The organism is Streptomyces sp. NPDC033177 (assembly GCF_055577715.1).
This window is the reverse complement of sequence record NZ_JBVIPS010000001.1, coordinates 1,283,545-1,305,129: the sequence shown is the minus strand read 5'-3', so window position 1 is coordinate 1,305,129 and position 21,585 is coordinate 1,283,545. Positions and strand designations below refer to the sequence as shown.

At 70.8% G+C, this 21,585-nt stretch carries 25 protein-coding genes; 16 read left to right on the top strand and 9 right to left on the bottom strand.

What is annotated here, in order from left to right; all coding sequences use genetic code 11:
* Window positions 1-21: 21 nt before the first annotated feature.
* On the top strand, window positions 22-822 hold the full coding sequence (locus ACZ5U5_RS05955; RefSeq protein ID WP_469016763.1) for a CPBP family intramembrane glutamic endopeptidase: 801 nt from the start codon (window positions 22-24) through the stop codon (window positions 820-822).
* 67 nt (window positions 823-889) lie between these two features.
* On the opposite strand, the gene ACZ5U5_RS05950 is transcribed toward ACZ5U5_RS05955, so the two are convergent.
* Entirely contained in the window at window positions 890-1,717 is an 828-nt protein-coding gene (locus ACZ5U5_RS05950) for a PhzF family phenazine biosynthesis protein (RefSeq protein WP_469016760.1), read from the bottom strand.
* A 581-nt stretch (window positions 1,718-2,298) separates the two neighbouring features.
* Between ACZ5U5_RS05950 and ACZ5U5_RS05945 the strand changes: the two genes are divergently transcribed.
* Window positions 2,299-2,919: a PadR family transcriptional regulator gene (locus tag ACZ5U5_RS05945; RefSeq protein ID WP_160503658.1), complete on the top strand. Its 621-nt coding sequence runs from the start codon at window positions 2,299-2,301 to the stop codon at window positions 2,917-2,919.
* 108 nt (window positions 2,920-3,027) lie between these two features.
* Here ACZ5U5_RS05945 and ACZ5U5_RS05940 read toward each other — a convergent pair whose 3' ends face one another.
* Window positions 3,028-3,456, bottom strand: coding sequence for a type II toxin-antitoxin system Rv0910 family toxin (locus ACZ5U5_RS05940; RefSeq protein ID WP_469016757.1), 429 nt, complete (start codon window positions 3,454-3,456; stop codon window positions 3,028-3,030).
* Between the two features lie 367 nt (window positions 3,457-3,823).
* Between ACZ5U5_RS05940 and ACZ5U5_RS05935 the strand changes: the two genes are divergently transcribed.
* Window positions 3,824-4,603 carry a putative protein N(5)-glutamine methyltransferase gene (locus ACZ5U5_RS05935; RefSeq protein WP_469016754.1) on the top strand — a complete coding sequence of 260 codons (780 nt, stop codon included), beginning with the start codon at window positions 3,824-3,826 and terminating at the stop codon, window positions 4,601-4,603.
* A gap of 50 nt (window positions 4,604-4,653) precedes the next feature.
* Here ACZ5U5_RS05935 and ACZ5U5_RS05930 read toward each other — a convergent pair whose 3' ends face one another.
* Entirely contained in the window at window positions 4,654-4,842 is a 189-nt protein-coding gene (locus ACZ5U5_RS05930; protein WP_469016751.1) for a hypothetical protein, read from the bottom strand.
* 197 nt (window positions 4,843-5,039) lie between these two features.
* On the opposite strand from ACZ5U5_RS05930, the gene ACZ5U5_RS05925 reads away from it, so the two are divergent.
* The 3 genes from ACZ5U5_RS05925 to ACZ5U5_RS05915 all read left to right on the top strand — a co-directional run bounded on the left by ACZ5U5_RS05925 (window position 5,040) and on the right by ACZ5U5_RS05915 (window position 7,884).
* On the top strand, window positions 5,040-5,654 hold the full coding sequence (locus tag ACZ5U5_RS05925) for a Clp protease N-terminal domain-containing protein (RefSeq protein WP_469016748.1): 615 nt from the start codon (window positions 5,040-5,042) through the stop codon (window positions 5,652-5,654).
* A 46-nt stretch (window positions 5,655-5,700) separates the two neighbouring features.
* A complete protein-coding gene (locus ACZ5U5_RS05920) occupies window positions 5,701-6,723 on the top strand; it encodes an EamA family transporter (protein ID WP_469016746.1) in 1,023 nt (340 codons plus the stop codon).
* 153 nt (window positions 6,724-6,876) lie between these two features.
* Window positions 6,877-7,884, top strand: coding sequence for a DMT family transporter (locus tag ACZ5U5_RS05915; RefSeq protein WP_469016743.1), 1,008 nt, complete (start codon window positions 6,877-6,879; stop codon window positions 7,882-7,884).
* Window positions 7,885-8,085: 201 nt separating this feature from the next.
* On the opposite strand, the gene ACZ5U5_RS05910 is transcribed toward ACZ5U5_RS05915, so the two are convergent.
* On the bottom strand, window positions 8,086-8,814 hold the full coding sequence (locus ACZ5U5_RS05910) for a pyridoxamine 5'-phosphate oxidase family protein (protein ID WP_469016741.1): 729 nt from the start codon (window positions 8,812-8,814) through the stop codon (window positions 8,086-8,088).
* A 35-nt stretch (window positions 8,815-8,849) separates the two neighbouring features.
* Here ACZ5U5_RS05910 and ACZ5U5_RS05905 point away from each other — a divergent pair, with 35 nt between their 5' ends.
* Complete coding sequence (locus ACZ5U5_RS05905) at window positions 8,850-10,181, top strand: aminotransferase class I/II-fold pyridoxal phosphate-dependent enzyme (protein WP_469016739.1); 1,332 nt, start codon at window positions 8,850-8,852, stop codon at window positions 10,179-10,181.
* Here ACZ5U5_RS05905 and ACZ5U5_RS05900 read toward each other — a convergent pair.
* Window positions 10,172-11,185 carry a DMT family transporter gene (locus ACZ5U5_RS05900; RefSeq protein WP_469016737.1) on the bottom strand — a complete coding sequence of 338 codons (1,014 nt, stop codon included), beginning with the start codon at window positions 11,183-11,185 and terminating at the stop codon, window positions 10,172-10,174. The two genes, ACZ5U5_RS05905 and ACZ5U5_RS05900, sit on opposite strands and share 10 nt — an antisense overlap.
* Window positions 11,186-11,223: 38 nt before the next feature.
* Here ACZ5U5_RS05900 and ACZ5U5_RS05895 point away from each other — a divergent pair, with 38 nt between their 5' ends.
* Window positions 11,224-12,120 carry a LysR family transcriptional regulator gene (locus tag ACZ5U5_RS05895; RefSeq protein WP_469016734.1) on the top strand — a complete coding sequence of 299 codons (897 nt, stop codon included), beginning with the start codon at window positions 11,224-11,226 and terminating at the stop codon, window positions 12,118-12,120.
* On the opposite strand, the gene ACZ5U5_RS05890 is transcribed toward ACZ5U5_RS05895, so the two are convergent.
* A complete protein-coding gene (locus ACZ5U5_RS05890) occupies window positions 12,117-12,596 on the bottom strand; it encodes a pyridoxamine 5'-phosphate oxidase family protein (RefSeq protein ID WP_469016732.1) in 480 nt (159 codons plus the stop codon). The genes ACZ5U5_RS05895 and ACZ5U5_RS05890 overlap by 4 nt on opposite strands.
* Before the next feature lie 176 nt (window positions 12,597-12,772).
* Between ACZ5U5_RS05890 and ACZ5U5_RS05885 the strand changes: the two genes are divergently transcribed.
* Window positions 12,773-13,414, top strand: a complete 642-nt coding sequence (locus tag ACZ5U5_RS05885; RefSeq protein WP_469016730.1) for a cysteine hydrolase family protein — start codon at window positions 12,773-12,775, stop codon at window positions 13,412-13,414.
* Here the strand turns inward: ACZ5U5_RS05885 and ACZ5U5_RS05880 are convergent.
* The gene (locus ACZ5U5_RS05880) at window positions 13,401-13,865 is read right to left on the bottom strand and encodes a Rieske (2Fe-2S) protein (protein WP_469016727.1); all 465 of its coding nucleotides are present in this window, start codon (window positions 13,863-13,865) and stop codon (window positions 13,401-13,403) included. The two genes, ACZ5U5_RS05885 and ACZ5U5_RS05880, sit on opposite strands and share 14 nt — an antisense overlap.
* Window positions 13,866-13,955: 90 nt before the next feature.
* On the opposite strand from ACZ5U5_RS05880, the gene ACZ5U5_RS05875 reads away from it, so the two are divergent.
* The 7 genes from ACZ5U5_RS05875 (at window position 13,956) to ACZ5U5_RS05845 (ending at window position 20,066) form a co-directional block, all read left to right on the top strand.
* Entirely contained in the window at window positions 13,956-14,747 is a 792-nt protein-coding gene (locus ACZ5U5_RS05875; RefSeq protein ID WP_469016724.1) for a HipA family kinase, read from the top strand.
* Window positions 14,744-15,160, top strand: coding sequence for a DUF3037 domain-containing protein (locus ACZ5U5_RS05870; protein WP_469016722.1), 417 nt, complete (start codon window positions 14,744-14,746; stop codon window positions 15,158-15,160). The genes ACZ5U5_RS05875 and ACZ5U5_RS05870 overlap by 4 nt, the downstream gene beginning before the upstream one ends.
* Window positions 15,161-15,296: 136 nt before the next feature.
* Entirely contained in the window at window positions 15,297-16,058 is a 762-nt protein-coding gene (gene fabG / locus ACZ5U5_RS05865) for a 3-oxoacyl-ACP reductase FabG (RefSeq protein ID WP_469016719.1), read from the top strand.
* A gap of 22 nt (window positions 16,059-16,080) precedes the next feature.
* Entirely contained in the window at window positions 16,081-16,836 is a 756-nt protein-coding gene (locus ACZ5U5_RS05860) for an SDR family oxidoreductase (RefSeq protein WP_469016717.1), read from the top strand.
* A 164-nt stretch (window positions 16,837-17,000) separates the two neighbouring features.
* Window positions 17,001-18,611: an ABC transporter substrate-binding protein gene (locus tag ACZ5U5_RS05855; protein WP_469016999.1), complete on the top strand. Its 1,611-nt coding sequence runs from the start codon at window positions 17,001-17,003 to the stop codon at window positions 18,609-18,611.
* A gap of 108 nt (window positions 18,612-18,719) precedes the next feature.
* A complete protein-coding gene (ung, locus tag ACZ5U5_RS05850) occupies window positions 18,720-19,403 on the top strand; it encodes a uracil-DNA glycosylase (RefSeq protein WP_469016715.1) in 684 nt (227 codons plus the stop codon).
* Between the two features lie 174 nt (window positions 19,404-19,577).
* Entirely contained in the window at window positions 19,578-20,066 is a 489-nt protein-coding gene (locus tag ACZ5U5_RS05845; RefSeq protein ID WP_451219066.1) for a hypothetical protein, read from the top strand.
* 44 nt (window positions 20,067-20,110) lie between these two features.
* Here the strand turns inward: ACZ5U5_RS05845 and ACZ5U5_RS05840 are convergent, their stop codons facing one another.
* A complete protein-coding gene (locus ACZ5U5_RS05840; protein ID WP_469016713.1) occupies window positions 20,111-20,566 on the bottom strand; it encodes a hypothetical protein in 456 nt (151 codons plus the stop codon).
* Between the two features lie 388 nt (window positions 20,567-20,954).
* Complete coding sequence (locus tag ACZ5U5_RS05835; protein ID WP_469016710.1) at window positions 20,955-21,530, bottom strand: TetR/AcrR family transcriptional regulator; 576 nt, start codon at window positions 21,528-21,530, stop codon at window positions 20,955-20,957.
* Window positions 21,531-21,585: the final 55 nt, after the last annotated feature.

The window sequence follows — 21,585 nt, the reverse complement described above, 5'->3', positions numbered from 1 at the left end:
GATTACTCAACTGGAGGCGGAGTGCAAGCGGAGTCCGGGCCGTTGGCCGGTTCTTTTCGGGGCGAGGGGCCATCGCGACGGATCCTGAGGGACGAGACGCTGCTCGTCCTGGCGCTCTCACTGGGTGCGAGCGGTGTGTCCGCGCTGATCAGCTTTATCGGCTCGGTCACCAAACCGGGTGGCCTGAAGGATCAGGCGGCGACCATGAACGCGTCGGCCGCTCCGGGGCGGCCATGGCTTGATCTCGCGTGGCAACTGTTCGGGATCTCGACCGCGTTGGTGCCGGTGGCGCTGGTCGCGCACTTCCTGATCCGGGAGGGCGCGGGACTGCGCACGATCGGCTTCGACCGAAGCCGGCCGTGGCCGGACCTGGGGCGCGGGGCGGCGATCGCCGCGGTGATCGGCAGCACCGGAATCGCCTTCTATCTGGCCGCGCGAGGGCTCGGGTTCAACCTGACGGTGGTGCCGGAGGATCTGCCCGACGTGTGGTGGAAGTACCCGGTGCTCGTGCTCTCCGCGGTGCAGAACGCGGTCCTCGAGGAAGTGATCGTCGTCGGCTATCTGCTGCGCAGGTTCGGGCAGTTGGGGTGGACGCCGATGGCCGCGCTGGTCGGCAGTTCGGTGCTGCGCGGCTCCTACCACCTCTATCAGGGCATCGGCGGGTTCATCGGGAACATGGCGATGGGGGTGGTCTTCGTGCTCCTGTACCGGAGGTGGGGGAGGGTCGGGCCACTGGTGGTGGCACATTCGCTGCTGGATATCGGCGCTTTCGTGGGGTACGCGTTGCTTGCGGGGAAGGTGGGGTGGCTGCCGACGCCCTAGGGCGGGCGGTTGGCGGGCAGAACAGTGGGGACGTACGAAGGCTGGGTCGTACGTCCCCACAGTCACGTCAGGCGTACAGGTCGCCCTCGATGACGGTGACCGCACGGCCCGTCAGGAGGGTGCGGTCACCGCGCAGCTCCGTGCGGACAAGGCCGCTGCGGGCCGAGGCCTGCAGGCCGGTGAGCTCCGTGCGGCCAAGGCGCTCGGACCAGAAGGGGGCCAAGGCCGTGTGGGCGCTGCCGGTCACCGGGTCCTCGTCGATGCCGACGCGCGGGAAGAAGCAGCGGGAGACGAAGTCGTGGCCCCGGGTGCCGTCTTCGGCTTGTGCGGTGGCGATGATGCCGCGCTCGGAGTGCCGGATGAGGGCCTTGTGGTCCGGTGTGAGGGCGCGCACCGTCTTCTCGTCGGCGAGTTCGACCAGCAGGTCACCGAGGCTGGCCCCGGCGTCGAACACCGCGAGCGGCTCGGCGCCGAGTGCCTCCGCCACGCCGTCGGGGATCGCGGTCGGCGTGAGCGGGGCCGTCGGAAAATCCATGGTGACGGTGCCGTCGGCGTGCGCGGTCGTGGTCAGGACACCGCTGCGGGTGGCGAACCGTACGGGGCCTTCGGCGGAGCCGGTGGCCTGCAGGACGTGGGCGGTGGCGAGCGTGGCGTGGCCGCAGAGGTCGACCTCGGTGGCGGGCGTGAACCACCGCAACGCCCAGTCGGCGTCGCCCGCGGGGAGGCGGTGGGCGAAGGCGGTCTCGGCGTGATTGACCTCGGTGGCTACGTTCTGCAGCCAGGCGTCATCGGGAAAGGCGTCGAGGAGGAGTACGCCCGCGGGGTTGCCGGAGAAGGCGCGGTCGGTGAAGGCGTCGACGATGCGGATGCGGTGGGAAGACGGAGAAGTCGGCATGTCGACGACGCTAGCGGGCCAATGCGGGGGTGCGACAAGGCCAATTGGGGGTGGGTGGCCCGATTGGGGGTGTCGGGTGTCGGGTGTGGGTGGCGGCGAGCGGGTGGGGCGAGCGGGCGAGGGGCTCGGGTGGCGGGGCTTGGTGGGACTGCGCGGGTTCGGCTTGGGGGCGTCGTTGGGGCGGCTGCGGTGGGGTCTTGGATTGGGTGCGTTCTGGGCGACTGACTGACTGGTGGCGGTATCGCTGCGTCGTGGTTGATGTGGCCGTCGGGCGTGGCGGGGTGATCGGTGAGGTGGGCTCGATCGTGTGTGAGGAGTGTTTCCGGGGTGGCTGACCCGTGGGTGGGGTTGTCGGCGTGCGCTGGTCGCGGGGTTCGGCTTCGCTGCGGCGTGGCTGCGGTGGGGTGAGTGAGGGCTTCGCTGCGGTTCGGGGGCTCTGGCCTGGCGGTTTGTGTGTCTTGGAGAGGTGCTCGGAGGGGAGGGTTGTCAGGCGAGCTATTCCGATATATCGTTGAGGCATCGCGACTGATCAACGATGGCGCGATAGATCACCTACGAGACACGTAAGAGGAGTGGTTGTCATGCGTTCCCACGGTTATGAGCACGAGCACGGACGTGGAAAGTGCGGCCCCGGTCACGAGGGTCGCGGCGGTTTTGAGGGGCGGCGCGCGGCGTTCGGTCCCTTCGGGCCCGGCTTCGGCGGCCCCGGTGGGCCCGGCGGCCCCTGGGGCGGTCGCGGCGGCAGGGGTGGTCCGCGAGGCAGGGCGAGGCGCGGTGACGTACGCGCGTCGATCCTGGCTCTCCTGAAGGACCGGCCGATGCACGGCTACGAGATGATCCAGGAGATCGCCGAGCGCAGCGGCGGGGCGTGGAAGCCCAGCCCCGGTTCGGTGTACCCGACCCTCCAGCTTCTGGAGGACGAGGGGCTGATCAGCAGCGCGAGCGAGGGCGGCAAGAAGCTCTTCTCGCTCACCGACGCCGGTCGCACCGCGGCGGACGAGGGTCCCGACGCGCCCTGGGAAGAGGCCGGGCGCGGGGTCGACTGGGAGGCGCTGAGCGAGATCCGGCAGGCCGGCTTCGGTCTGATGGAGGCGTTCGGCCAGGTCTGGAAGACCGGCAGCAAGGAGCAGCGCGAGAAGGCTCTCACGGTCATCAACGACGCCCGCAAGAAGCTGTATCTGATCCTCGCCGATGAGGACTGAGGCGGTGGGGATCGGTGATCCCCATGGCCGTTGAGGCGCCCCGCACTTCACGTGTGGGGCGCCTTTTCGTGCGTCGGAGGGGAGCGGTGGCGTGGGGACGGCTCCGGCTCAGGTCACCAAGCCCGCCAGCTTGCGCAGCGACTCGTTCAGGGCCGCCGTCGCCGAATCCTTGAGTTTGCCCGCCATCAGGGAGACCGCCGCGCCCGTGAACTCGCCGTCTATGCGTACGTTCGTCGCGTCCCCCTCCGGGGTGAGGGAGTAGCGGGTGCCGACCGTCACGCCCATCGGGCCCTTGCCCTTGATCGCCAGCGTGCGCCCGCTCGTCAGCTCCTCGATCGTCCAGTTGACCTCGGCGGGGAAGCCCATCAGCTTCATGTTCTCCTCGAACGTGCCGCCCTCCTCCAGTGTGGTGGGGGCACCCTTCGGGAAACTCGTGTGCGTGGCGTTCCACTCGCCGTACGAGGGGAAGTCCGTGAGTTGGGCCCAGACCTTCTCGGCGGGCGCCTCGATCCGTGCTTCCGCGCTGACTTCGGCCATGCGACGACCCCTTTTCCTCGGGCGCTGCGGCGGGGCGCAGCTGCGGTGTCGCGGAACGTAGCCGCAGGGCCCGGAACATTCAATACTGATGAACCGTCAGATGTTGTGGACACTCCCACGAGGCTGCCCGCGACCAGGTCAGGTACTGTGGCCATCCTCGCGACGGACGCGGGAAGACGGACCCAGGAGGTGAGACCCATTACCGCAGCAGCAGGTCGGGTGCTCCCCCTTCGCGACCGCGCGGTTCACCCGGCATAGGTGACCGAGGGAGCCCCACAAGGCGTCCCGAAAGGTTTCTCTTCGCATGTCGGCTTCATCTTGCTCGTCTTCCTCATCAGCGCCGTCTGTGTCATCCGTGTCATCGCCCATGACGGCCCTCATCCGTTCCGCCATCGTCACCAGGCTGCGTGCCGCCGGCTGCGTCTTCGCCGAGGACGAGGCGGAGTTGCTCGTCGACTCCGCGCGTGACCCCGCCGAACTCGCCGCCATGGTGGAGCGGCGCGTCATCGGTCATCCGCTCGAACACGTCCTTGGCTGGGCGGAGTTCCGCGGTCTGCGGATCGCCGTGGACGCGGGGGTCTTCGTGCCCCGCAGGCGCACCGAGTTCCTCGTACAGCAGGCCGCCGCTCTTGCCGGGCCAGGTGCCGTCGTCGTCGACCTGTGCTGCGGCTCGGGGGCTCTCGGGGCCGCGCTCGGCGCCGCCGTCGACGGGATAGAGCTGCATGCCGCCGACATCGATCCCGCCGCCGTGCGCTGCGCACGGCGGAACGTCGCCGACGCGGGGGGACGGGTCTACGAAGGTGATCTCTACGAGCCGTTGCCGGACGCACTCCGCGGCCTTGTCGGCGTTCTACTGGCGAACGTCCCCTATGTACCCACCGAAGAGGTCGGTCTCCTTCCGCCGGAAGCCCGTGTCCACGAGGCGCGTGTGGCGCTCGACGGCGGGGCGGACGGTCTTGACGTGCTGCGGCGGGTGACCGCGGACGCGGCACGCTGGCTGGCTCCCGGCGGCAGCCTGCTGTTCGAGACGAGTGAGCGACAGGTGCCGTACGCGCTGGAAGCGGTCGCCGACGGAGGTCTCGTGCCGCGGTCGGTGAGCGACGAGGAGATGTACGCGACGGTCGTCATCGGGACGCGGCCCGCGTAGAGCGCGGGCGGCGCCGGTCACGCGGGTGGCGCCGGTCAGGCCGACGGGCGTCAGTCCACCCTGCTTATCACCGCCGCGTCGAAGAGATCGCACGCCCTGGGGAACGGGCCCTCGTCGTGGCAGTGCCAGGCGTCCCAGAAGAGGTCGGCGGGCAGCGCGTTTTCGGGTGCGTACACCCGGTACACGTACTGCCTGCCGTCGATGGCCGGCAGCGCGACCAGCCAGCACCTGCGCTCCATGCCCAAAAGACGAGTGACCGGTGCGCCGTGGTTGCGTGCCCGGCGCGCATCAAGGCGGCGCGCGCCCCTCGGGGAAGAACAGCCGGATCTCATCCGTAAGGAGGAGAAGCCGCTCATGGGTACCCAACCTGTGTCGGACGCCAAGATGCTTCCCGCCGCCGATGACGCCGTGCTCGGGGGCTGATGGGGTGGAAGATGTGCAAAGCCGTACCCCGCAGGGCGCCGAGCCCGGCCCGATCCGAGCAGAGACCGACTCCCGACTGACCGCCGCACTGACGTCCGTGGTGGTCGGCGCACGCCGGCGCGCGGTGCGTGACGGGGACCGTCAGATCGACACCGCGCACCTGCTGCACTCCCTTCTGGAGACCGACCCGGAGGTCCGGGCGGCCTTCGAGCAGGGGGCCCAGGTGGTGCGGCTGCTCGGCTATCTCATCCAGCGCAGCATCGGGTACGGCCTGCAGTGGCAGGGGACGGTCGAGGACTCCGGAGCGGTGCCGGTGGCGAGGGAGAGCAATCCCGCCCCCGTGAAGGAGACGGGCTGGTCGCCTTCCGCGAGCGCCGCCATGGAGGCGGCCATCGAACGGGCCGACCGCCGCGGCGAACCGCAGGCCCTCGGTGTGGACCTCCTGGCGGCGCTCGTCGCCGATCCGGACTGCCGCGCCGTCGAGGTCCTTGGGCGGGCCGGGGTCGACGCGCAGGGGATACTCCGGCGGATCGAGGACGATCCGCGCACCGGGTCGTCCGCCGACGCGTTCGCCGATCCGTACGCGCAGGCGTCCGCCGATCCGTACGCGGAGACGTCCGCCGATTGAGACAGGGTCTATCGGGGGTGACGCTCATGACACCTCCTGTCATGATGTGCCGGTGCAAGCGTCTCAGGGGAATCAGAACGGCTCGGGGCCGAGCCGGGGGAGAGGCGTCGGCCTGGGGCTCGCCCTGGGCTCGGCGGTCGCTTTCGGCGGCTCGGGTGTGGCGGCCAAGCCGCTGATCGAGGCGGGCCTCGACCCGCTCCACGTCGTGTGGCTGCGGGTGGCTGGTGCCGCCCTCGTCATGCTGCCGGTCGCCTGGCGCCACCGCGGGCTGCTGCTCCGCAGGCCCGCGCTTCTCCTCGGCTTCGGCCTGCTCGCCGTGGCCGGTGTCCAGGCCTGCTACTTCGCGGCGATCTCCCGCATCCCCGTCGGTGTCGCGCTCCTTGTCGAATACCTCGCGCCCGCGCTCGTCCTCGGCTGGGTGCGCTTCGTGCAGCGGCGGCCCGTGACGCGCGCGGCCGCCGTGGGCGTGGTGCTCGCGGTCGGCGGGCTCGCCTGCGTCGTCGAGGTGTGGGCGGGGCTGAGCTTCGATGCCGTGGGGCTGCTGCTCGCGCTGGGTGCCGCGTGCTGCCAGGTCGGCTACTTCGTCCTGTCCGACCAGGGCAGCGACGCGGGCGACGACGCTCCCGACCCGCTCGGCGTCATCGCGTTCGGACTGCTGATCGGCGCCGTGGTGCTGACCGTCGTGGCGCGGCCCTGGGGCATGGACTGGTCGGTGCTCGCCGGGAGCGGGGACATGGACGGCACGGCCGTGCCCGCGTGGGCGCTGATCGGCTGGATCGTGCTCGTCGCGACCGTCGTGGCGTACGTCACCGGGGTGCTCTCGGTGCGTCGGCTCTCGCCGCAGGTGGCAGGCGTCGTGGCCTGTCTGGAAGCGGTCATCGCCACCGTGCTCGCCTGGGTCCTGCTGGGCGAACACCTGTCGGCGCCGCAGATCATCGGGGGTGCCGTGGTGCTCGCGGGGGCGTTCATCGCGCAGTCGTCCACGCCCACCAAGCCCCGGGAGGGGCCCACCGCGGGCGGTCGGCCGGGGGCGGAAGAGCGGTTGTCGTCCAGCGGTACGGCCGTCTAGGGTGTTGATCATGCATTCACGCGCGCTCGTTCTTCCGCCCCCGGCCGCTTAGGCGCGGGCACTCCACGGATCACACCCGGCGGTTGCCGGGTCGAACGGCGCTGCCCGCAGACGGAGCCAAGGACCTTCTTTTCCTTTCTGCGGAGAACCCACGTGTCGAATGCGTCGAGTACGTCGACTGCTGTCTCCGGCCTGTCCGTCGGACGAGGCCTCTTCTATCTGATCGTCGCCGGTACGGCCTGGGGCACCGCCGGTGCCGCCGCCGCACTGGTCTTCGACGCCAGTGACATGGGACCGGTCAGCCTGTCCTTCTGGCGTTGCGCGGGCGGCTTCGTGCTGCTCTTCGCCGTCCGTCTGATGCGCTCGCGCCGACGGTCCGCCGCCGGTGCCGCCTCAGGCGCGGGCGCGCCGCTGCGGCGCAGGCTGCCCCGGATCGTGGCGACCGGCGTGGCCCTCGCCGTGTTCCAGACCGCCTACTTCGCGGCCGTCGAGTCGACCGGACTCGCCGTCGGCACAGTGGTCACGATGGGGGCCGGACCCGTACTCATCGCGCTCGGGGCGCGGCTCACCATGGGCGAGCGGCTCGGGTTCGGCGGTGTCGTCGCGGTGGCCGGTGCGCTTGCCGGGCTCGTGGTGCTCGTCCTCGGTGGCGGCGGCGCGAGCGTCCGTCCGGTGGGCGTTGGGTGGGGGCTGCTCTCGGCGGCCGCGTACGCCACGATGACGCTGCTCACGCGGTGGTGGGGGCGGGACGGCGGTGCCGACTCGTCCGACACAACGGTCTGGTCGTTCGCCGTCGTGTCCGTATGCCTGCTGCCGCTCGCCGCGGTGGAGGGTCTCGTTCCGCACACCGCGGAGCCGGCGCGTATGGGTCTGTACCTGCTGTACATCATGGTGATCCCGACGGCGGTCGCCTACGCCCTGTACTTCGCGGGCGCCGCGGTCATCCGGTCCGCGACCGTGTCCGTGATCACGCTCCTCGAACCGCTGAGCGCAGCGGTCATCGCGGTGCTGCTGCTCGGCGAGGAACTGACCCTCTCGACGGTGCTCGGCACCCTGCTGATGCTGGCCGCGGTGACGGGCCTCGCGGTCGCGGAGACGGTTGTCGCGCGGCGGGGGGCGGCGGGGGTGCGGGGGCGTGAGCCGCAGCTGGAACCGGCGTAGCGGGGCTCTCGGTGGCTCTGCTGGGCGCCCTTTCCTGAGCCGCGTATTGCGTCTGCGGGCCGGTGGGGGTTGGTCGCGCAGTTCCCCGCGCCCCTTACGGGGCGCTCCCCCCTGCGGGCCGGAGGGGGTTGGTCGCGCAGTTCCCCGCGCCCCTTGCGGGGCTCTCCCCCCCAACCGGCCCCCGGCCGGGGTGGGGCAGCGTCACGGTTCGATCAGGTAGTCGGGTGCGTCGATGCCGGGGGCCAGGTCGGTCGATGGGACGAGCGGGTCGTGGCCCTTGTGCAGCGGGACGACTCCGGCCCAGTGCGGGAGGCCGAGGTCCTCGGGGTCGTCGTTCGGGCCACCGGAGCGCACCTTGGCGGAGACCGCGGCGAGGTCGAGGCTGAGTACGGCGGTCGCCGCGAGCTCCTTCGCGTTCGCGGGGCGGGAGTCGGCGGAGCGGCCCGGCACGACGTGGTCGACGAGCGCGTCGAGGGCGGCCCGCTTCTCCTCGGGGTCCGTGACCTGGTGGGCGGTGCCGTGGATCACCACGGAGCGGTAGTTGATCGAGTGGTGGAAGGCTGACCTGGCGAGGACCAGGCCGTCGACGTGGGTGACGGTCAGGCAGACCGCGAGGCCCGGGTCCTCCTCCTGGCGCCGGCCGTCGGACGCCATCCGCAGCGGCCGGGACCCCGTCGAGCCGTGCACGTAGAGGCGCTCGCCCACCCGGCCGTAGAGCGTCGGCAGGACGACGGGAGCGCCGTCACGCACGAAGCCGAGGTGGCAGACGTACGCCTCGTCGAGTATCGCGTGCACCAGTTCCTGGTCGTACGCGGCGCGGTCGCGGCCGCGGGTGGGGACGGTGAGGTCGGTCGGCGCGTACGAGGCGGTGGCGGTGTCGGCGGCGGTGTCCACGCCGGTTTCGATGCCGGGCTCGGATGCGACGCTCATTGCATTCTCCATTGCACTAGTGCATAATCTCGTTTGTGCTAGGAGAGTATCGGATCGAAGGTCGGCGCGCAGCCGAGATCGCTGCCAGCGTGGAGCGCGCGGTGGGCGGTGGTGACCTGGAGCCGGGCCAAGTGCTGCCTCCGATGCGCGAGTTGGCGGAGCGGCTCGGGGTGAATCCCAATACGGTGGCCGCCGCCTACCGCACGCTGCGCGAACGCGGCGTCATCGAGACGGCGGGGCGGCGTGGCAGCCGCGTACGTCCCAAGCCCGCGACGACGGTGCGCGAGCTGATCCGGGTGGACGTGCCGGCCGGTGTGCGCGACGTGTCGAACGGCAATCCGGACACGGCTCTGCTGCCGTCGCTTGCCGAGGTGTTCGCGGCGGCGGCCGGGGAGGGCGACCGGCGTCCCGTGCTGTACGGCGAGGAGGCCGTGGACCCCGAAATGGCCCGCCACGCGCGCGTGGCCCTCGACGAGGACGGCGTGCCGGACGGTCCCGTGGCCGTCACGTCCGGTTCCCTCGATGCCATCGAGCGTGTCCTTGCCGCTCATCTCAAGCCCGGCGACGCGGTGGCGGTCGAGGATCCGGGCTGGGGCAGCCTGCTCGACCTGATGCCGGTGCTCGGGCTGCGCACGGTCCCGGTGGGCGTCGACGACGACGGGCCGCTGCCCGCCGACACCGAGAACGCGTTGCGCGGCGGCGCTCGGGCGCTCATCGTCACCGACCGCGCCCAGAATCCGACGGGCGCCGCGATCAGCGCCGCACGCGCGCGTGCGCTGCGCAAGGTCCTCTCCGCGCACAAGGACGTGCTGCTCGTCGAGGACGACCACGGCCACGCCATCGTCGATCTGCCGCTGCACCCGCTGGCGGGCGTGACCCGCAGTTGGGCGTTCATCCGCTCCACGGCCAAGGCGTACGGCCCCGACCTGCGCCTTGCCCTGCTCACCGGGGACGCCGTCACCGTCGATCGCGTCCAAGGGCGCCAGCGGCTCGGCCCCGGCTGGGTCAGCCACATCTCGCAGCGCGCCGTCGTGCGGCTGTGGACGGAGGGGGCGGTGGACGCGGGTGAGGTGGCCGCTTCGTACGGAAGACGGCGTGCTGCCCTGATCGCCGCGCTGGCCCGGCGGGGCGTCGTGGCGCACGGGCGCAGCGGCATGAACGTGTGGGTGCCCGTGCCGGACGAGACCGGGGCGGTCGCCCGGCTGCTGCACGCGGGGTGGGCCGTCGCTCCGGGGGCCCGCTTCCGGATGGGCGCGCGGCCCGGGGTGCGGATCACGGTGTCGACGCTCGGGGACGAGGACATCGAGACGGTGGCGGACGCCGTCGCGTCCGCCACCGGGCCCGCTCCCGCGCGGCGCTACGAGTGACCGGGCTTCCGCGAGCGATCACGCGGCCTTGACTGGGTGAGTGCGGCGCCCGCCAGGACGATCACCGCGCCGACCGGCGTCGACCAGCTCAGGGACTCGCCGAGCACGGCGACGCCTGCGGCGGTGGCGATGACCGGGACGAAGTACGTGACCATCTGGGCCGTCGTGGGACCGACCTCGGCGACCAGGCCGTACTGGATCAGGAAGGCGAGGCCGGTGCCGACGGCACCCAGTGCCACGATCGCGAGGAGCGGCACGACGGGGAAGTGCGTGGGCAGGGACGTGAACAGCGGTGTGACAACGGCCAGTTCGACGGTCGCGACCAGCAGCTGGGCACCGGTCAGCGACAAGTTCGAGTGGCTGGAACCGGCCAGGGTGCGGCGCACGTAGATCCAGCCGATCGGGTAGCTCAGCGAGGCGAGCAGCGCCAGCGACGTGCCGCGCAGGTCGAGCCCGCTGAAGCCCTGCCAGGCGCCGAGCACCGTGAGCACGCCGAGGAACCCGATGCCGAGCCCCGCGACCCTGCGCCGCGTCGGCCGGTCCTCGGAGAGCGCGACCGTCGAGAGCGCCATGCCCCACAGGGGTGAGGTCGCGTTGCAGATTCCGGCCAGCGTGGAAGGGATCGTCAGCTCCGCGTACGCGAAGAGCGAGAACGGCAGGGCGTTGAGCAGCAGTGCGGAGACGGTGAGGTGCGCCCAGGTCCGTCCCCCGCGCGGAAGCCGCTCACGCTTCGTGACGAGGACGACCGCGACGACCGCGGTGCCGAACAGGAGCCGCCCCAGGGTGACTTGGAAGGGGGCGTAGCTCTCCGTGCCGACCTTGATCAGCAGGAAGCTGAAGCCCCAGATCAGCGAGAGGATGCCGAAGCGGAGACGCCAGCCGAGGGCGCGGCGGCGCTTCGGTTCGGCGATGTCAGAAGCGGTGGGGGACGTGGTGACAGGGGGGCCGGGAGGGGTGGTGACGCGCATGTACGTCACATTGGAGCCTGCGACCTCGTAGAACAAGCGAAATTAGCTGCCCAGTACCGCGTAGCATCGCTTACATGTTGAACCTGGAGCGCCTGCGCACGCTCGACGCACTGGCCCGGCACGGCTCGGTCAGTGGCGCCGCGGCCGGGCTGCACGTCACGACGTCGGCCGTCTCGCAGCAGATGACCAAACTGGAGCGCGAGGTGGGCCAGCAGCTCCTGGCCAAGAACGGCCGCGGAGTGCGCCTCACCGACGCCGGACGCCTGCTCGCCGAGCACGCCGGGCGCATCCTCTCCCAGGTGGAACTCGCCCAGTCCGACCTGGAGGAGCAGCGCGGCAAGGCCGTCGGTGAGCTGCGGATCTCCGCGTTCCCCACGGCGATGCGAGGGCTGCTGCCCGCCACCCTCACTGCGTTGCGTGCCGGACATCCCGGCCTGCGCGTGCGCTCCCAGGAGATGGAGCCGCAGAACGGAGTGGCCGCCGTGGTGCGCGGCGACATCGACCTTGCGGTGGTCCTCGACTGGTACAACAAGCCGTTGCCGATGCCCGGAGGCCTGGTCAAGGCGCCTCTCCTGGACGACCCCGCCGATGTCGCCATGCCCGCGGCGCACCCCCTCGCCGACCGTGCCGATGTGGACCTGGAGGAGTTCGCGGACGACGAGTGGATCGCCTGGGCGGAGGGGGAGTTCTGCCATGAGTGGCTGATGTTCACGCTCCGCGCCAAGGGCATCGAGCCGCGGATCGCGCACCGCGCGGAGGAACACCACACCCAGCTCGCGATGGTGGCCGCGGGTCTCGGCGTGTGCGTGGCGCCACAGTTGGGGCGCGATCCGATGCCGGCCGGGGTCAGGACCGTTCCGGTGCGCCACCGAGTGCGCCGTCATGTGTACGTGGTGTGGCGCGCGGACGCCGACCGCCGCCCCTCGATCAGGGCGGCGGTGGAGGCACTCCAGGGGGCGGGGCTGCGCTAGGGCCGGGCCGGCAGCTCCGCCAGCTTCCGGAAGTCCCAGGACGTGATCGCTTCGGGGGTGAGCCGGATCCAGGCGTGCTTCCCGTCGTACGGCATCGTGTCCATCCCGAAGTACTTCTGGGCGAACAGCCGTTCAGGTACGTCGAGTTCGGGGCAGGGCTCGCCCATGCGCGGTGTCTCCGCGACGAAGACCGCCGACCCGGAAAGCTCCACGCCCCGCAGCTCCCCGTACTCCACGCCGGAGTCGATCACCACGGCGATCCGCTGATCGCCCCGCAAGTCGGTCCAGCGCTTGCTGCGGGTGATCGAGAACAGCCACAAGGACGTGCCGTCCCAGGCGAACCAGAGCGCGCTGACGTGCGGGGCGCCGTCGCCGGACACGGTCGCGACCCGGCAGGTGCGTTCCGCGCCGAGGTAGGCGTCGAGCTCGTCCGGCGACATCATGATCCTGCGGCCCCGGCGCTGTGTGACGGCCATCGGTCCTCCCGCGCGTGTGAGAAAAGTGGACGCACGAAGCGAACTGACTGTGCGTCAGTTCCGCGCGTCAGGAAAGCATGCGGTCTCTTCCGCCGTGACGCAATGGCGGCTAACCTCCGCGCATCCCGGGCACAGCCCGCCGCGTCCGGCCCGGGGCGACCCGGACAGGGGGAGCGATGCCGTCGTACGAACAGCTCAGGGAACTCCTCGATCCCGCCACCACCGTACTGATGACCGTCGAGTGCCAGCAGGGGGTGGTGGGGACGGAGAGCGCGCTGCCCGAACTCGCCGACGAGGCACGCTCGTCGGGCTGCCTCGTCAATGTCGCGCGGCTCGTCTCCGCCGCCCACCTGGCCGGGGTGCAGGTCCTGCACGCCGTCGCCGAACGCCGGCCCGACGGGCGCGGCGCCAACCGCAACGCCCGCCTCTTCCGGGCCGCCGGACGGCTGCCCGTGCAGCAGCTCTCCGGGACCAGGGCCGTGCGGATCGCGCCGCCCGTCGAAGTGGCCGACGAGGACCTCGTCGTACGGCGGCTGCACGGCCTCTCGCCCCTCGCCGGCACGGACGTCGACGCGCTCCTTCGCAACCTGGGCTGCCGCACCCTCCTGGTGACCGGCGTGTCGGCGAACGTGGCGATACCGAACGCCGTCTTCGACGCCGTGAACCTCGGCTACACCGCCGTCGTGCCGTCGGACGCCATCGCGGGAGTCCCCTCCGACTATGCACCCGCGATGATCCGCAACACGCTCTCCCTGGTGGCCACCATCGCCACCACCGAGGAGATCCTCGGCACCTGGAAGCGTCCTAGGCCAGCGTGATCGTGTCCCCGTCCACCTTGATCTCGGCGGCGGGCAGCGGTTTCGGTGCCGGTGCGGCCTTCACGCTTCCGTCGGCGATGGAGAACTTGCTGCCGTGACAAGGGCAGTTGATGGTGCCGCCCTCGACACTCGTCACCGGACACTGTTTATGGGTGCAACGGTTCGAGAAGGCCTTGAAGTCACCCTCCGTCGGCTGGGTCACCACCACGCCCTGATCCTTGAAGATCTTGCCGCCGCCCACCGGGATCTCCGACGTCTTGGCGAGCGCGGCCCCGGCGGCGCCCTCCGGGGCCTCCGGCTCGGCGGGCGTCTGCTCGTCGGCCTGGTCGGAGCCGTAACCGTCGTCGCTCTCGCCGCAGGCCGCGAGGGCGGCGGCGAGGCTGACGACACCCGCCGCGGAGACGACCGAGCGGCGGGAGAGCGGGCCAATGGGTTCCTTCGAAAGGGTCATGCCCGGTGGTACGAGGCCACGCGCCGCCGTGTTCAAAACCTCAAGCACTTCTTGCGCGAACCGAGTTCGGACCGGCATTAACCTGGGGCAATGCTCACCGAAGTAACCGCGGTCCGCTACGCGACGCCCCTGCGGGAGGGCGGATCGCTCCCCGGCCTCGTCGAGGCCGTCGACGACCGGGGAACGTACGCGCAGTACGTCATGAAGTTCACCGGGGCCGGACAGGGCCGCAAGACGCTCGTCGCCGAAGTGATCTGCGGGCAGCTCGCGCGCGGCCTCGGCTTCCGGGTGCCGAGCCTCGCGCAGGTCCGGCTCGACCCCGTGCTCGGCCTTGGCGAGCCCGACCAGCAGGTGCAGGAGCTGCTCAAGTCGAGCGGCGGACTGAACCTCGGGATGGAGTTCCTGTCGGGCGCGCTCGGCTTCGACTCGCTCGCGTTCGACGTCGATCCGGCCGAGGCCGGCCGTGTCGTGTGGTTCGACGCGCTCATCAACAACGTCGACCGTTCCTGGCGCAATCCGAACATGCTCATGACCGGCGGCGAGCTGTGGCTCATCGACCACGGCGCGAGCATGATCTGGCACCACAACTGGCGTACCGCCGAGACCGCGGCCGCCAAGCCCTTCGACGCGTCCGACCACGCCCTCGCCCCCTTCGGGCCCGACGTCGCGTCCGCCGCCGCTGAGCTCGCCCCGCTCGTCACCGAGGAGCTGCTTGCCGCCGCCGCGGCAGACGTGCCCGACGCGTGGCTGGTGGACGAGCCCGGATTCGAGGACCCCGACGCCGTGCGCCGCGCCTATGCGGCGGCGCTGCTGCCGCGCGCCAAGACCATCCATGAGCGGATCCAGCTGCCCCAGGCGCAGTGGAAGGGTGCCACCCAGTGACAGCGCCAGTGACCGACCAGCGGCCGAAGCCGTCCGAGCGGGACGTCTTCGAGTACGCCCTGGTGCGCGTGGTGCCGCGTGTGGAGCGCGGCGAGCAGTTCAACGCGGGAGTGGTCGTCTACTGCCGGGCGAAGTCCTTCGTGGCTGCCCGTACGCATCTCGACGAGGGCAAGCTGCGGGCCCTCGACCCGGCAGCCGACCTCGACGGCATCAGGGCGGCGCTCGGCGCCGTCGAGCGGATCTGCGCCGGGGGAGAGGCTGCGGGGCAGGCCGAGCGGGACGACGCCGGACGGCGCTTTCGGTGGCTGATCGCGCCGCGCTCGACCGTCGTCCAGCCGGGGCCGGTGCACACGGGGCTGACCGCGGATCCTGCCGCAGAGGTGGACCGACTCCTCGACCTCCTGGTGAGGTAAAGAATCACAGGCCCCAGTGTGCCGTTGACACCGGGTGCCAGGGCTTCTAGCGTCTCGTTCAGCTGAAGGTACTAAGCGGTCGCTCACCATCGGGGCGTACCGTAGAGCCGCATCCCACAGGGCGAGGAGAACCAGCATGTCCACCACTGAGCAGCGCGTCGCGGTCGTGACCGGAGCAGCGCGAGGCATCGGCGCGGCGACCGCCGTACGTCTGGCCGCCGAAGGCCGCGCCGTCGCGGTGATCGACCTCGACGAGGCCGCCTGCAAGGACACCGTCACGCAGATCATCGCTGCCGGTGGCAAGGCGATCGCCGTCGGCTGCGACGTGTCCGACGAGGCTCAGGTCGAGGCGGCCATCGCCCGGATCGCCGACGAGCTCGGCGCGCCCACGATCCTCGTGAACAACGCCGGTGTGCTCCGCGACAACCTCCTCTTCAAGATGAGCGCGAGCGACTGGGACACGGTCATGAACGTGCACCTGCGCGGCGCCTTCCTGATGTCGAAGGCCTGCCAGAAGCACATGGTGGACGCCAAGTTCGGCCGGATCGTGAACCTCTCCTCGTCCTCCGCGCTCGGCAACCGCGGCCAGGTGAACTACGCCGCGGCCAAGGCGGGCCTTCAGGGCTTCACCAAGACCCTCGCCAAGGAGCTCGGCAAGTTCGGCGTCACCGCCAACTCCGTGGCCCCCGGCTTCATCGTCACCGAGATGACCAAGGCCACCGCCGACCGCGTCGGCATGGGCTTCGAGGACTTCCAGGCCGCGGCCGCCACCCAGATCCCGGTCCAGCGCGTCGGCCGCCCCGACGACATCGCCAACGCCATCGCCTTCTTCACCGGCGACGCGGCGGGCTTCGTCTCGGGTCAGGTCATGTACGTGGCCGGCGGCCCGCTCAACTAGTTCTTCCCGGAGGGATGCGGAGATGACTGTGCAGGACAGCGGAAAGGCCGCGCTCGTCACGGGCGCCAGCCGAGGCATCGGCTACGGCATCGCGGAGGCGCTCGTCGCCCGCGGTGACCGTGTGTGCATCACCGGACGCAACGAGGACGCGCTGAAGGAGGCCGTCGAGAAGCTCGGCGCCGACCGCGTCATCGGCGTCGCGGGCAAGGCCCACGACGAGGCCCACCAGGCGGTCGCCGTCGAGCGCGCCATGGAGGCCTTCGGCCGGGTCGACTTCTTGATCAACAATGCCGGTACGAACCCGGTGTTCGGGCCGATCGCGGAGCTCGACCTCAATGTGGCGCGCAAGGTCTACGAGACCAACGTGATCTCGGCACTCGGCTTCGCCCAGCAGACCTGGAAGGCCTGGCAGAGCGAGAACGGCGGCGCGATCGTGAACATCGCCTCCGTCGCGGGCGTCGCCCCCTCGCCGTTCATCGGTGCGTACGGCATGAGCAAGGCCGCGATGGTCAACCTCACCCTGCAGCTCGCGCACGAGTTCGCGCCGAAGGTGCGGGTCAACTCGATCGCGCCCGCCGTGGTCAAGACCAAGTTCGCCCAGGCGCTCTACGAGGGCCGCGAGGCGGAGGCCGCAGCCGCGTACCCCCTGGGGCGGCTCGGTGTGCCGGAGGACATCGGGGGCGCGGCCGCGTTCCTCACGTCGAGCCAGTCCGACTGGATCACGGGACAGACACTCGTGGTCGATGGCGGCATCTTCCTCAATGCGGGCGTCAGCTGACGAAGGCCCGGCAATCACCAGGTACGCCATCCAAAAGGGACGTACACCCGCATCAAGTGCCCCGTCGGCGCCGCAAGTTGGCCCGGCGGGGCATTGCGATATTGTCTCCCGACCCATGGCATGGCCGATCGAGGAGCGTGCGCGTGTTCAGTGAAGTTCGCCTGGTGGCGGCGGCGGGTCTGCGTGGCCTGGCCGGGCTGCCCCGCCGGGGCCTGCGGCCGGCCGCGGCGCTGGTGTCCATATCCTTGCTCTCGGGATGCGGAATATTCTCGTCGGACGAGTCCGACGAGGAACAGAAGATCACCGTCGGCACCATGAGTGCTCCCAGCACCCTCGACCCGGCCGCCGCCTGGGACAGCTCCTGGGAGCTGTACCGCAACGTCTTCCAGACGCTTCTCAGCTTCCCCAGCGGGGCGGCCGAGCCCGAGCCGGACGCGGCCGAGTCCTGCAAGTTCGCCGACGCGACGAACACCGTCTTCACCTGTGAGCTGCGCGAGGACCTCAAGTTCTCCGACGGCCACGCGCTCGACGCCAAGGCGGTCAAGCACACCTTCGACCGCATGCGGCGCATCGACGTGAAGGGCGGGCCCGCGGGTCTGCTCGGCTCGCTGGACACGGTCGAGACGAAGGGGGACCGCACGGTCACGTTCCGGCTCAAGAAGCCGGACGCCACCTTCCCGTTCGTGCTCTCCACACCCGCGATGTCGATCGTCGATCCGCGCGAGTACCCGGCGGACAAGCTCCGCGAGGGCTCATCGATCGCGGGCTCGGGGCCGTACTCCCTGGAGTCGTACACGGCCGGTGACCGGGCGGAGCTGGTCAAGAACACCAACTACGAGGGTGCGGCCGACCGCAAGAACGACGCCGTCACGATCCGTTACTTCAAGAAGTCGGCCACCATGGTCGAGGCCCTGAAGGACAAGCAGATCGACGTCACCTTCCGCGGACTCGCGGCCACGGACATCGTCGACATGCAGGCCAACAAGCACGCGCGCGAGGGAATCCAGCTCGTGGAGGGCTCGGGCACCGAGATCCGCTACCTGGTGTTCAACCCGGATGACCCCTGGGCCAGGAAGAAGCCGGTCCGACAGGCTTTCGCCCAGGTCATCGACCGCCCGGCCATCGCCCACAAGATCTACCAGGACACCGTCGAGCCGCTGTACTCGATGGTCCCCCAGGGGCTCACCGGGCACGGCACCGGCTTCTTCGACGACTACGGAAACCCCAGCGACAGCAAGGCCGCGAACATCCTCAAGGGCGCGGGCATCAACGAACCGGTGCCGCTCACGCTCTGGTACACGACCGACCGCTACGGTTCGGCGACCGCCGGGGAGTTCGAGGAGATCAAGCGGCAGCTCGAGGACTCGGGGCTCTTCAAGATCACGCTCAAGAGCCGTCCCTGGACCGAGTTCGACGCGGGCACCAAGAAGCGCGAGTACCCGGTCTTCGGCCGTGGCTGGTTCCCCGACTTCCCTGACGCGGAGAACTTCATCGCGCCGTTCATCGGCGCGAAGAACGTGCTCAACACGCCTTACCCGGCACCGGAGATCACCGACGAGGTGCTGCCGCGCTCGCGCCGTGAGGCCGACCGGGGCGCGGTGGCCGACGACTTCGAGCGGGCCCAGAAGCTCCTCGTCGACGACGCGCGGCTGCTGCCGCTGTGGCAGGGCAAGCAGTACATCATGGCGAGCGAGGAGATCGCGGGCGGCGAGCGCGCCCTGGATCCCTCGGCGATCATGATGATGTGGGAGCTGGAGCGCAAGACGAGCTGGTAGCGGGGGCGCGAGCAGCGAAGGGGCCCGGGCAGCGGGCGGCGGGTTGATTGTCAGTGGTCGCCGGTAGGTTCTGTGGTGAGAAGTGACCGCACACCGGAGGTTGTTGACGTGACCGACATCGCCATGCTGCCCGCGTCCTGGCGCGGAGTCCTCGGCGAGGAGCTGCAGAAGCCCTACTTCAAGGAGCTCACCGAGTTCGTCGAGCAACAGCGGGAGCAGGGACCTGTCTACCCTCCGCGTGACGAGGTGTTCGCCGCGCTCGACGCGACGCCGTACGACCAGGTGAAGGTGCTTGTCCTCGGTCAGGACCCGTACCACGGCGAGGGGCAGGGGCACGGCCTCTGCTTCTCCGTGCGGCCCGGTGTGAAGACCCCGCCCTCGCTGCGGAACATCTACAAGGAGATGCAGGAGGAGCTCGGCCACCCCGTGCCGGACAACGGCTATCTGATGCCGTGGGCCCAGCAGGGCGTCCTCCTCCTGAACGCGGTGCTCACGGTCCGCGCCGGAGAGGCCAACTCCCACAAGGGCAAGGGCTGGGAGAAGTTCACCGACGCGGTGATCCGCGCGGTCGCCGACCGCCCGGACCCCGCCGTCTTCCTCCTGTGGGGCAATTACGCCCAGAAGAAGCTGCCCCTCATCGACGAGGAGCGGCACGTGGTCGTCAAGGGCGCGCACCCCTCGCCGCTCTCCGCGAAGAAGTTCTTCGGCTCACGCCCCTTCACGCAGATCGACGAGGCGGTGGCGGCGCAGGGACACGAGCCGATCGACTGGCGGATCCCGGACCTGGGCTGAGGTTTTCCTCCGGGGCGGGCTGGGCTCAGCTCGTGAGGCGGGGACCGTCACCGGGCTGGCCCAGCGGTACGCGTGAGCGCCTCGCGGCCCGATCGCGCCTGACCGTGATTGTCAGTGCAGGCGGATAGCGTCGATAGCGGTGGGCACGATGGGCGTACGAGTGTGGAGGACCCGGTGGCGGAGCAGCAGGAGCAGGCGGCGGAAGACGCCATGATGACCCGGATCGGGCAGGCGGTCATGCTGCACCACGGAGGTGACCGCGAGGAGGCGCGGGACCGCTTCCTCGGTCTGTGGTCGGAGATCGGCGAGGAGGGCGACCCGCTGCACCGCTGCACGCTTGCGCACTACATGGCGGACACGCAGGAGGACCCCTCGGACGAACTGGCGTGGGATCTGCGGGCGTTGTCGGCGGCGGACGAGCTCACGGACGAGCGTCTGCACGAGCACCACGACTCGATCGCCGTCCGCGGGTTCTACCCCTCGCTGCACCTGAACCTGGCGGCGGACTACGCGAAGCTGGGGCGCCCCGAGGCGGCGCGCAACCACATCCGGCGGGCGCGTGGGGCGGTCGGGGCCCTGGGGGACGACGGGTACGGGGACGGGGTCCGGGCGGCTATCGGGAGGCTTGAGCTGCAGTTGGGGGAGGGCAGTGAGGTCGAGTGAGGCGGGGCGCCGTGAGGTGAGGCGGGGGTTTCGGGTGCCTGCGGTCAACGCCCGTAGGCGTTCTGGCAGATGACCGCCTCGGGGCTGCCCGGCTGCCAGCCGCCGTACTGCTTGCCGAGGGCGCAGAGGTCAGCGATCGTCGGCGCGACGGTGGGCAGAGCGGCTGGTTCGGCGGCCTCGGGCCGGGGTGCACGGCGCTGCGGGGGCGGGTCCGAGGGGCGTGCGGGGCCGGCCGCGCGGGTTTGTGCGGTGGGGACGGTCGGGGCGGTGCCGGTGGCGCGGGGCGCCGGGGCACGCGGCGGTGCGATGAGCTCCAGTGCCTCGCGGGCGGGGGCTTCCACGACGCGCGGCCGGGAGTTGCCGTCGGCGCGGGGCGCCGGGGGCGGGGCGCTCGCGGCGGACGGCCCGGGCGCGGGTTCCCGCTCGACGCTCACACAGCCGGAGAGGGCGGTGACCGCCACGGAGGCCAGGAGTGTGGCGGTGGTCGTGGTTCGGTGCATTCGCGCAACTCTGCGGGGTGGGGGCTGCTTTCGGCGAGGGAACGAGGGGAAGTTGGCCCGCATGGGTGAGTGCGCCTCTGGTCGGCGGGGGAGCCGGGGGCGGGGCTCCGGGCCTTCCTGGGGCGCTCTGTGCGAGGCGGGGTTCCGTGTGGCGCGGGGCTCTGTGTGATGCGGGTTCCGTGGGGTGCGGGGTGCGGGGTGGTGGGTGGCCCTGGTGTCAGGCCTAGGGCCTTCTGACGGACCTCCGTGGGAGAAGGAGCGGCATTCGGTGCGTGCGCTGGGGGTTCCCCCCGGCCGGAGGCTGGGGAGTGCGGGGTGAAGGGTCATGTGGCGGAGTAAGGCGGGAGTGCCGGGCGTCGCGGCGCCGCGGAGATCCGTCAGAAGGGCTCTAGAGGAGCATTCCGCGCAGTAGTTCGGTGAGGCCCGTTCGCAGGGTCTGCTCGCTCGGGGGTGGGGTGCGGTACGAGCCTGCCGCGTGGGCGAACAGCAGACCTTCGCTCCACGCCATCAGCGACAGCGCGTGCCGCTCCGGGGCCGGTGAGCCCAGGGTTCGCATCAGGGGGACCAGCGGCTTCGTGAAGCGTGCTCCCGTCGCGTCGTAGAAGGCGCGCAGTTCTGGTCGGCGGGTTGCCTCCAGGGCCAGTTCGTAGCGGGCGATCAAGAGGGCGCGGTGGTCGTCCGTCAGGTAACGGTGCAGGGCCCGGGCGAGCGCCGTGATCACGGGCTCGAGGCCGCCCGGCCCCGGAATCGCCGAGTCCGGGAGGGCAAGGACCTCGGCCTCCCGCTCCGCCAGCCTTCGTACCGCTGCCTCCAGGAGGGCGAGCCGCGTGCGCGCGTGGTTCGAGGTCGAGCCCTGCGGGAGCCCCGCGGCCTCGTCCACCGCCCGGTGCGTCAGCCCCCGCATGCCTCGCTCGGAGAGCAGGGCGAGTGCCGTGTCGGCGATCAGTTCGTTGCGTGCGCGCATGCCCACCACTCTAGCCGCCCTCACTACAGGTGTAGTACCTTCGGTGCGTCGGCTA

Excerpts from the sequence above, each read along its gene's own strand:
- ACZ5U5_RS05950 (WP_469016760.1), bottom strand. The coding sequence starts at position 1,717 with ATGCCGACTTCTCCGTCTTCCCACCGCATCCGCATCGTCGACGCCTTC.
- ACZ5U5_RS05945 (WP_160503658.1), top strand. The coding sequence starts at position 2,299 with ATGCGTTCCCACGGTTATGAGCACGAGCACGGACGTGGAAAGTGCGGC.
- ACZ5U5_RS05940 (WP_469016757.1), bottom strand. The coding sequence starts at position 3,456 with ATGGCCGAAGTCAGCGCGGAAGCACGGATCGAGGCGCCCGCCGAGAAG.
- ACZ5U5_RS05935 (WP_469016754.1), top strand. The coding sequence starts at position 3,824 with ATGACGGCCCTCATCCGTTCCGCCATCGTCACCAGGCTGCGTGCCGCC.
- ACZ5U5_RS05930 (WP_469016751.1), bottom strand. The coding sequence starts at position 4,842 with ATGGAGCGCAGGTGCTGGCTGGTCGCGCTGCCGGCCATCGACGGCAGG.
- ACZ5U5_RS05910 (WP_469016741.1), bottom strand. The coding sequence starts at position 8,814 with ATGAGCGTCGCATCCGAGCCCGGCATCGAAACCGGCGTGGACACCGCC.
- ACZ5U5_RS05895 (WP_469016734.1), top strand. The coding sequence starts at position 11,224 with ATGTTGAACCTGGAGCGCCTGCGCACGCTCGACGCACTGGCCCGGCAC.
- ACZ5U5_RS05890 (WP_469016732.1), bottom strand. The coding sequence starts at position 12,596 with ATGGCCGTCACACAGCGCCGGGGCCGCAGGATCATGATGTCGCCGGAC.
- ACZ5U5_RS05885 (WP_469016730.1), top strand. The coding sequence starts at position 12,773 with ATGCCGTCGTACGAACAGCTCAGGGAACTCCTCGATCCCGCCACCACC.
- ACZ5U5_RS05880 (WP_469016727.1), bottom strand. The coding sequence starts at position 13,865 with ATGACCCTTTCGAAGGAACCCATTGGCCCGCTCTCCCGCCGCTCGGTC.
- ACZ5U5_RS05875 (WP_469016724.1), top strand. The coding sequence starts at position 13,956 with ATGCTCACCGAAGTAACCGCGGTCCGCTACGCGACGCCCCTGCGGGAG.
- fabG (WP_469016719.1), top strand. The coding sequence starts at position 15,297 with ATGTCCACCACTGAGCAGCGCGTCGCGGTCGTGACCGGAGCAGCGCGA.
- ACZ5U5_RS05860 (WP_469016717.1), top strand. The coding sequence starts at position 16,081 with ATGACTGTGCAGGACAGCGGAAAGGCCGCGCTCGTCACGGGCGCCAGC.
- ACZ5U5_RS05840 (WP_469016713.1), bottom strand. The coding sequence starts at position 20,566 with ATGCACCGAACCACGACCACCGCCACACTCCTGGCCTCCGTGGCGGTC.
- ACZ5U5_RS05835 (WP_469016710.1), bottom strand. The coding sequence starts at position 21,530 with ATGCGCGCACGCAACGAACTGATCGCCGACACGGCACTCGCCCTGCTC.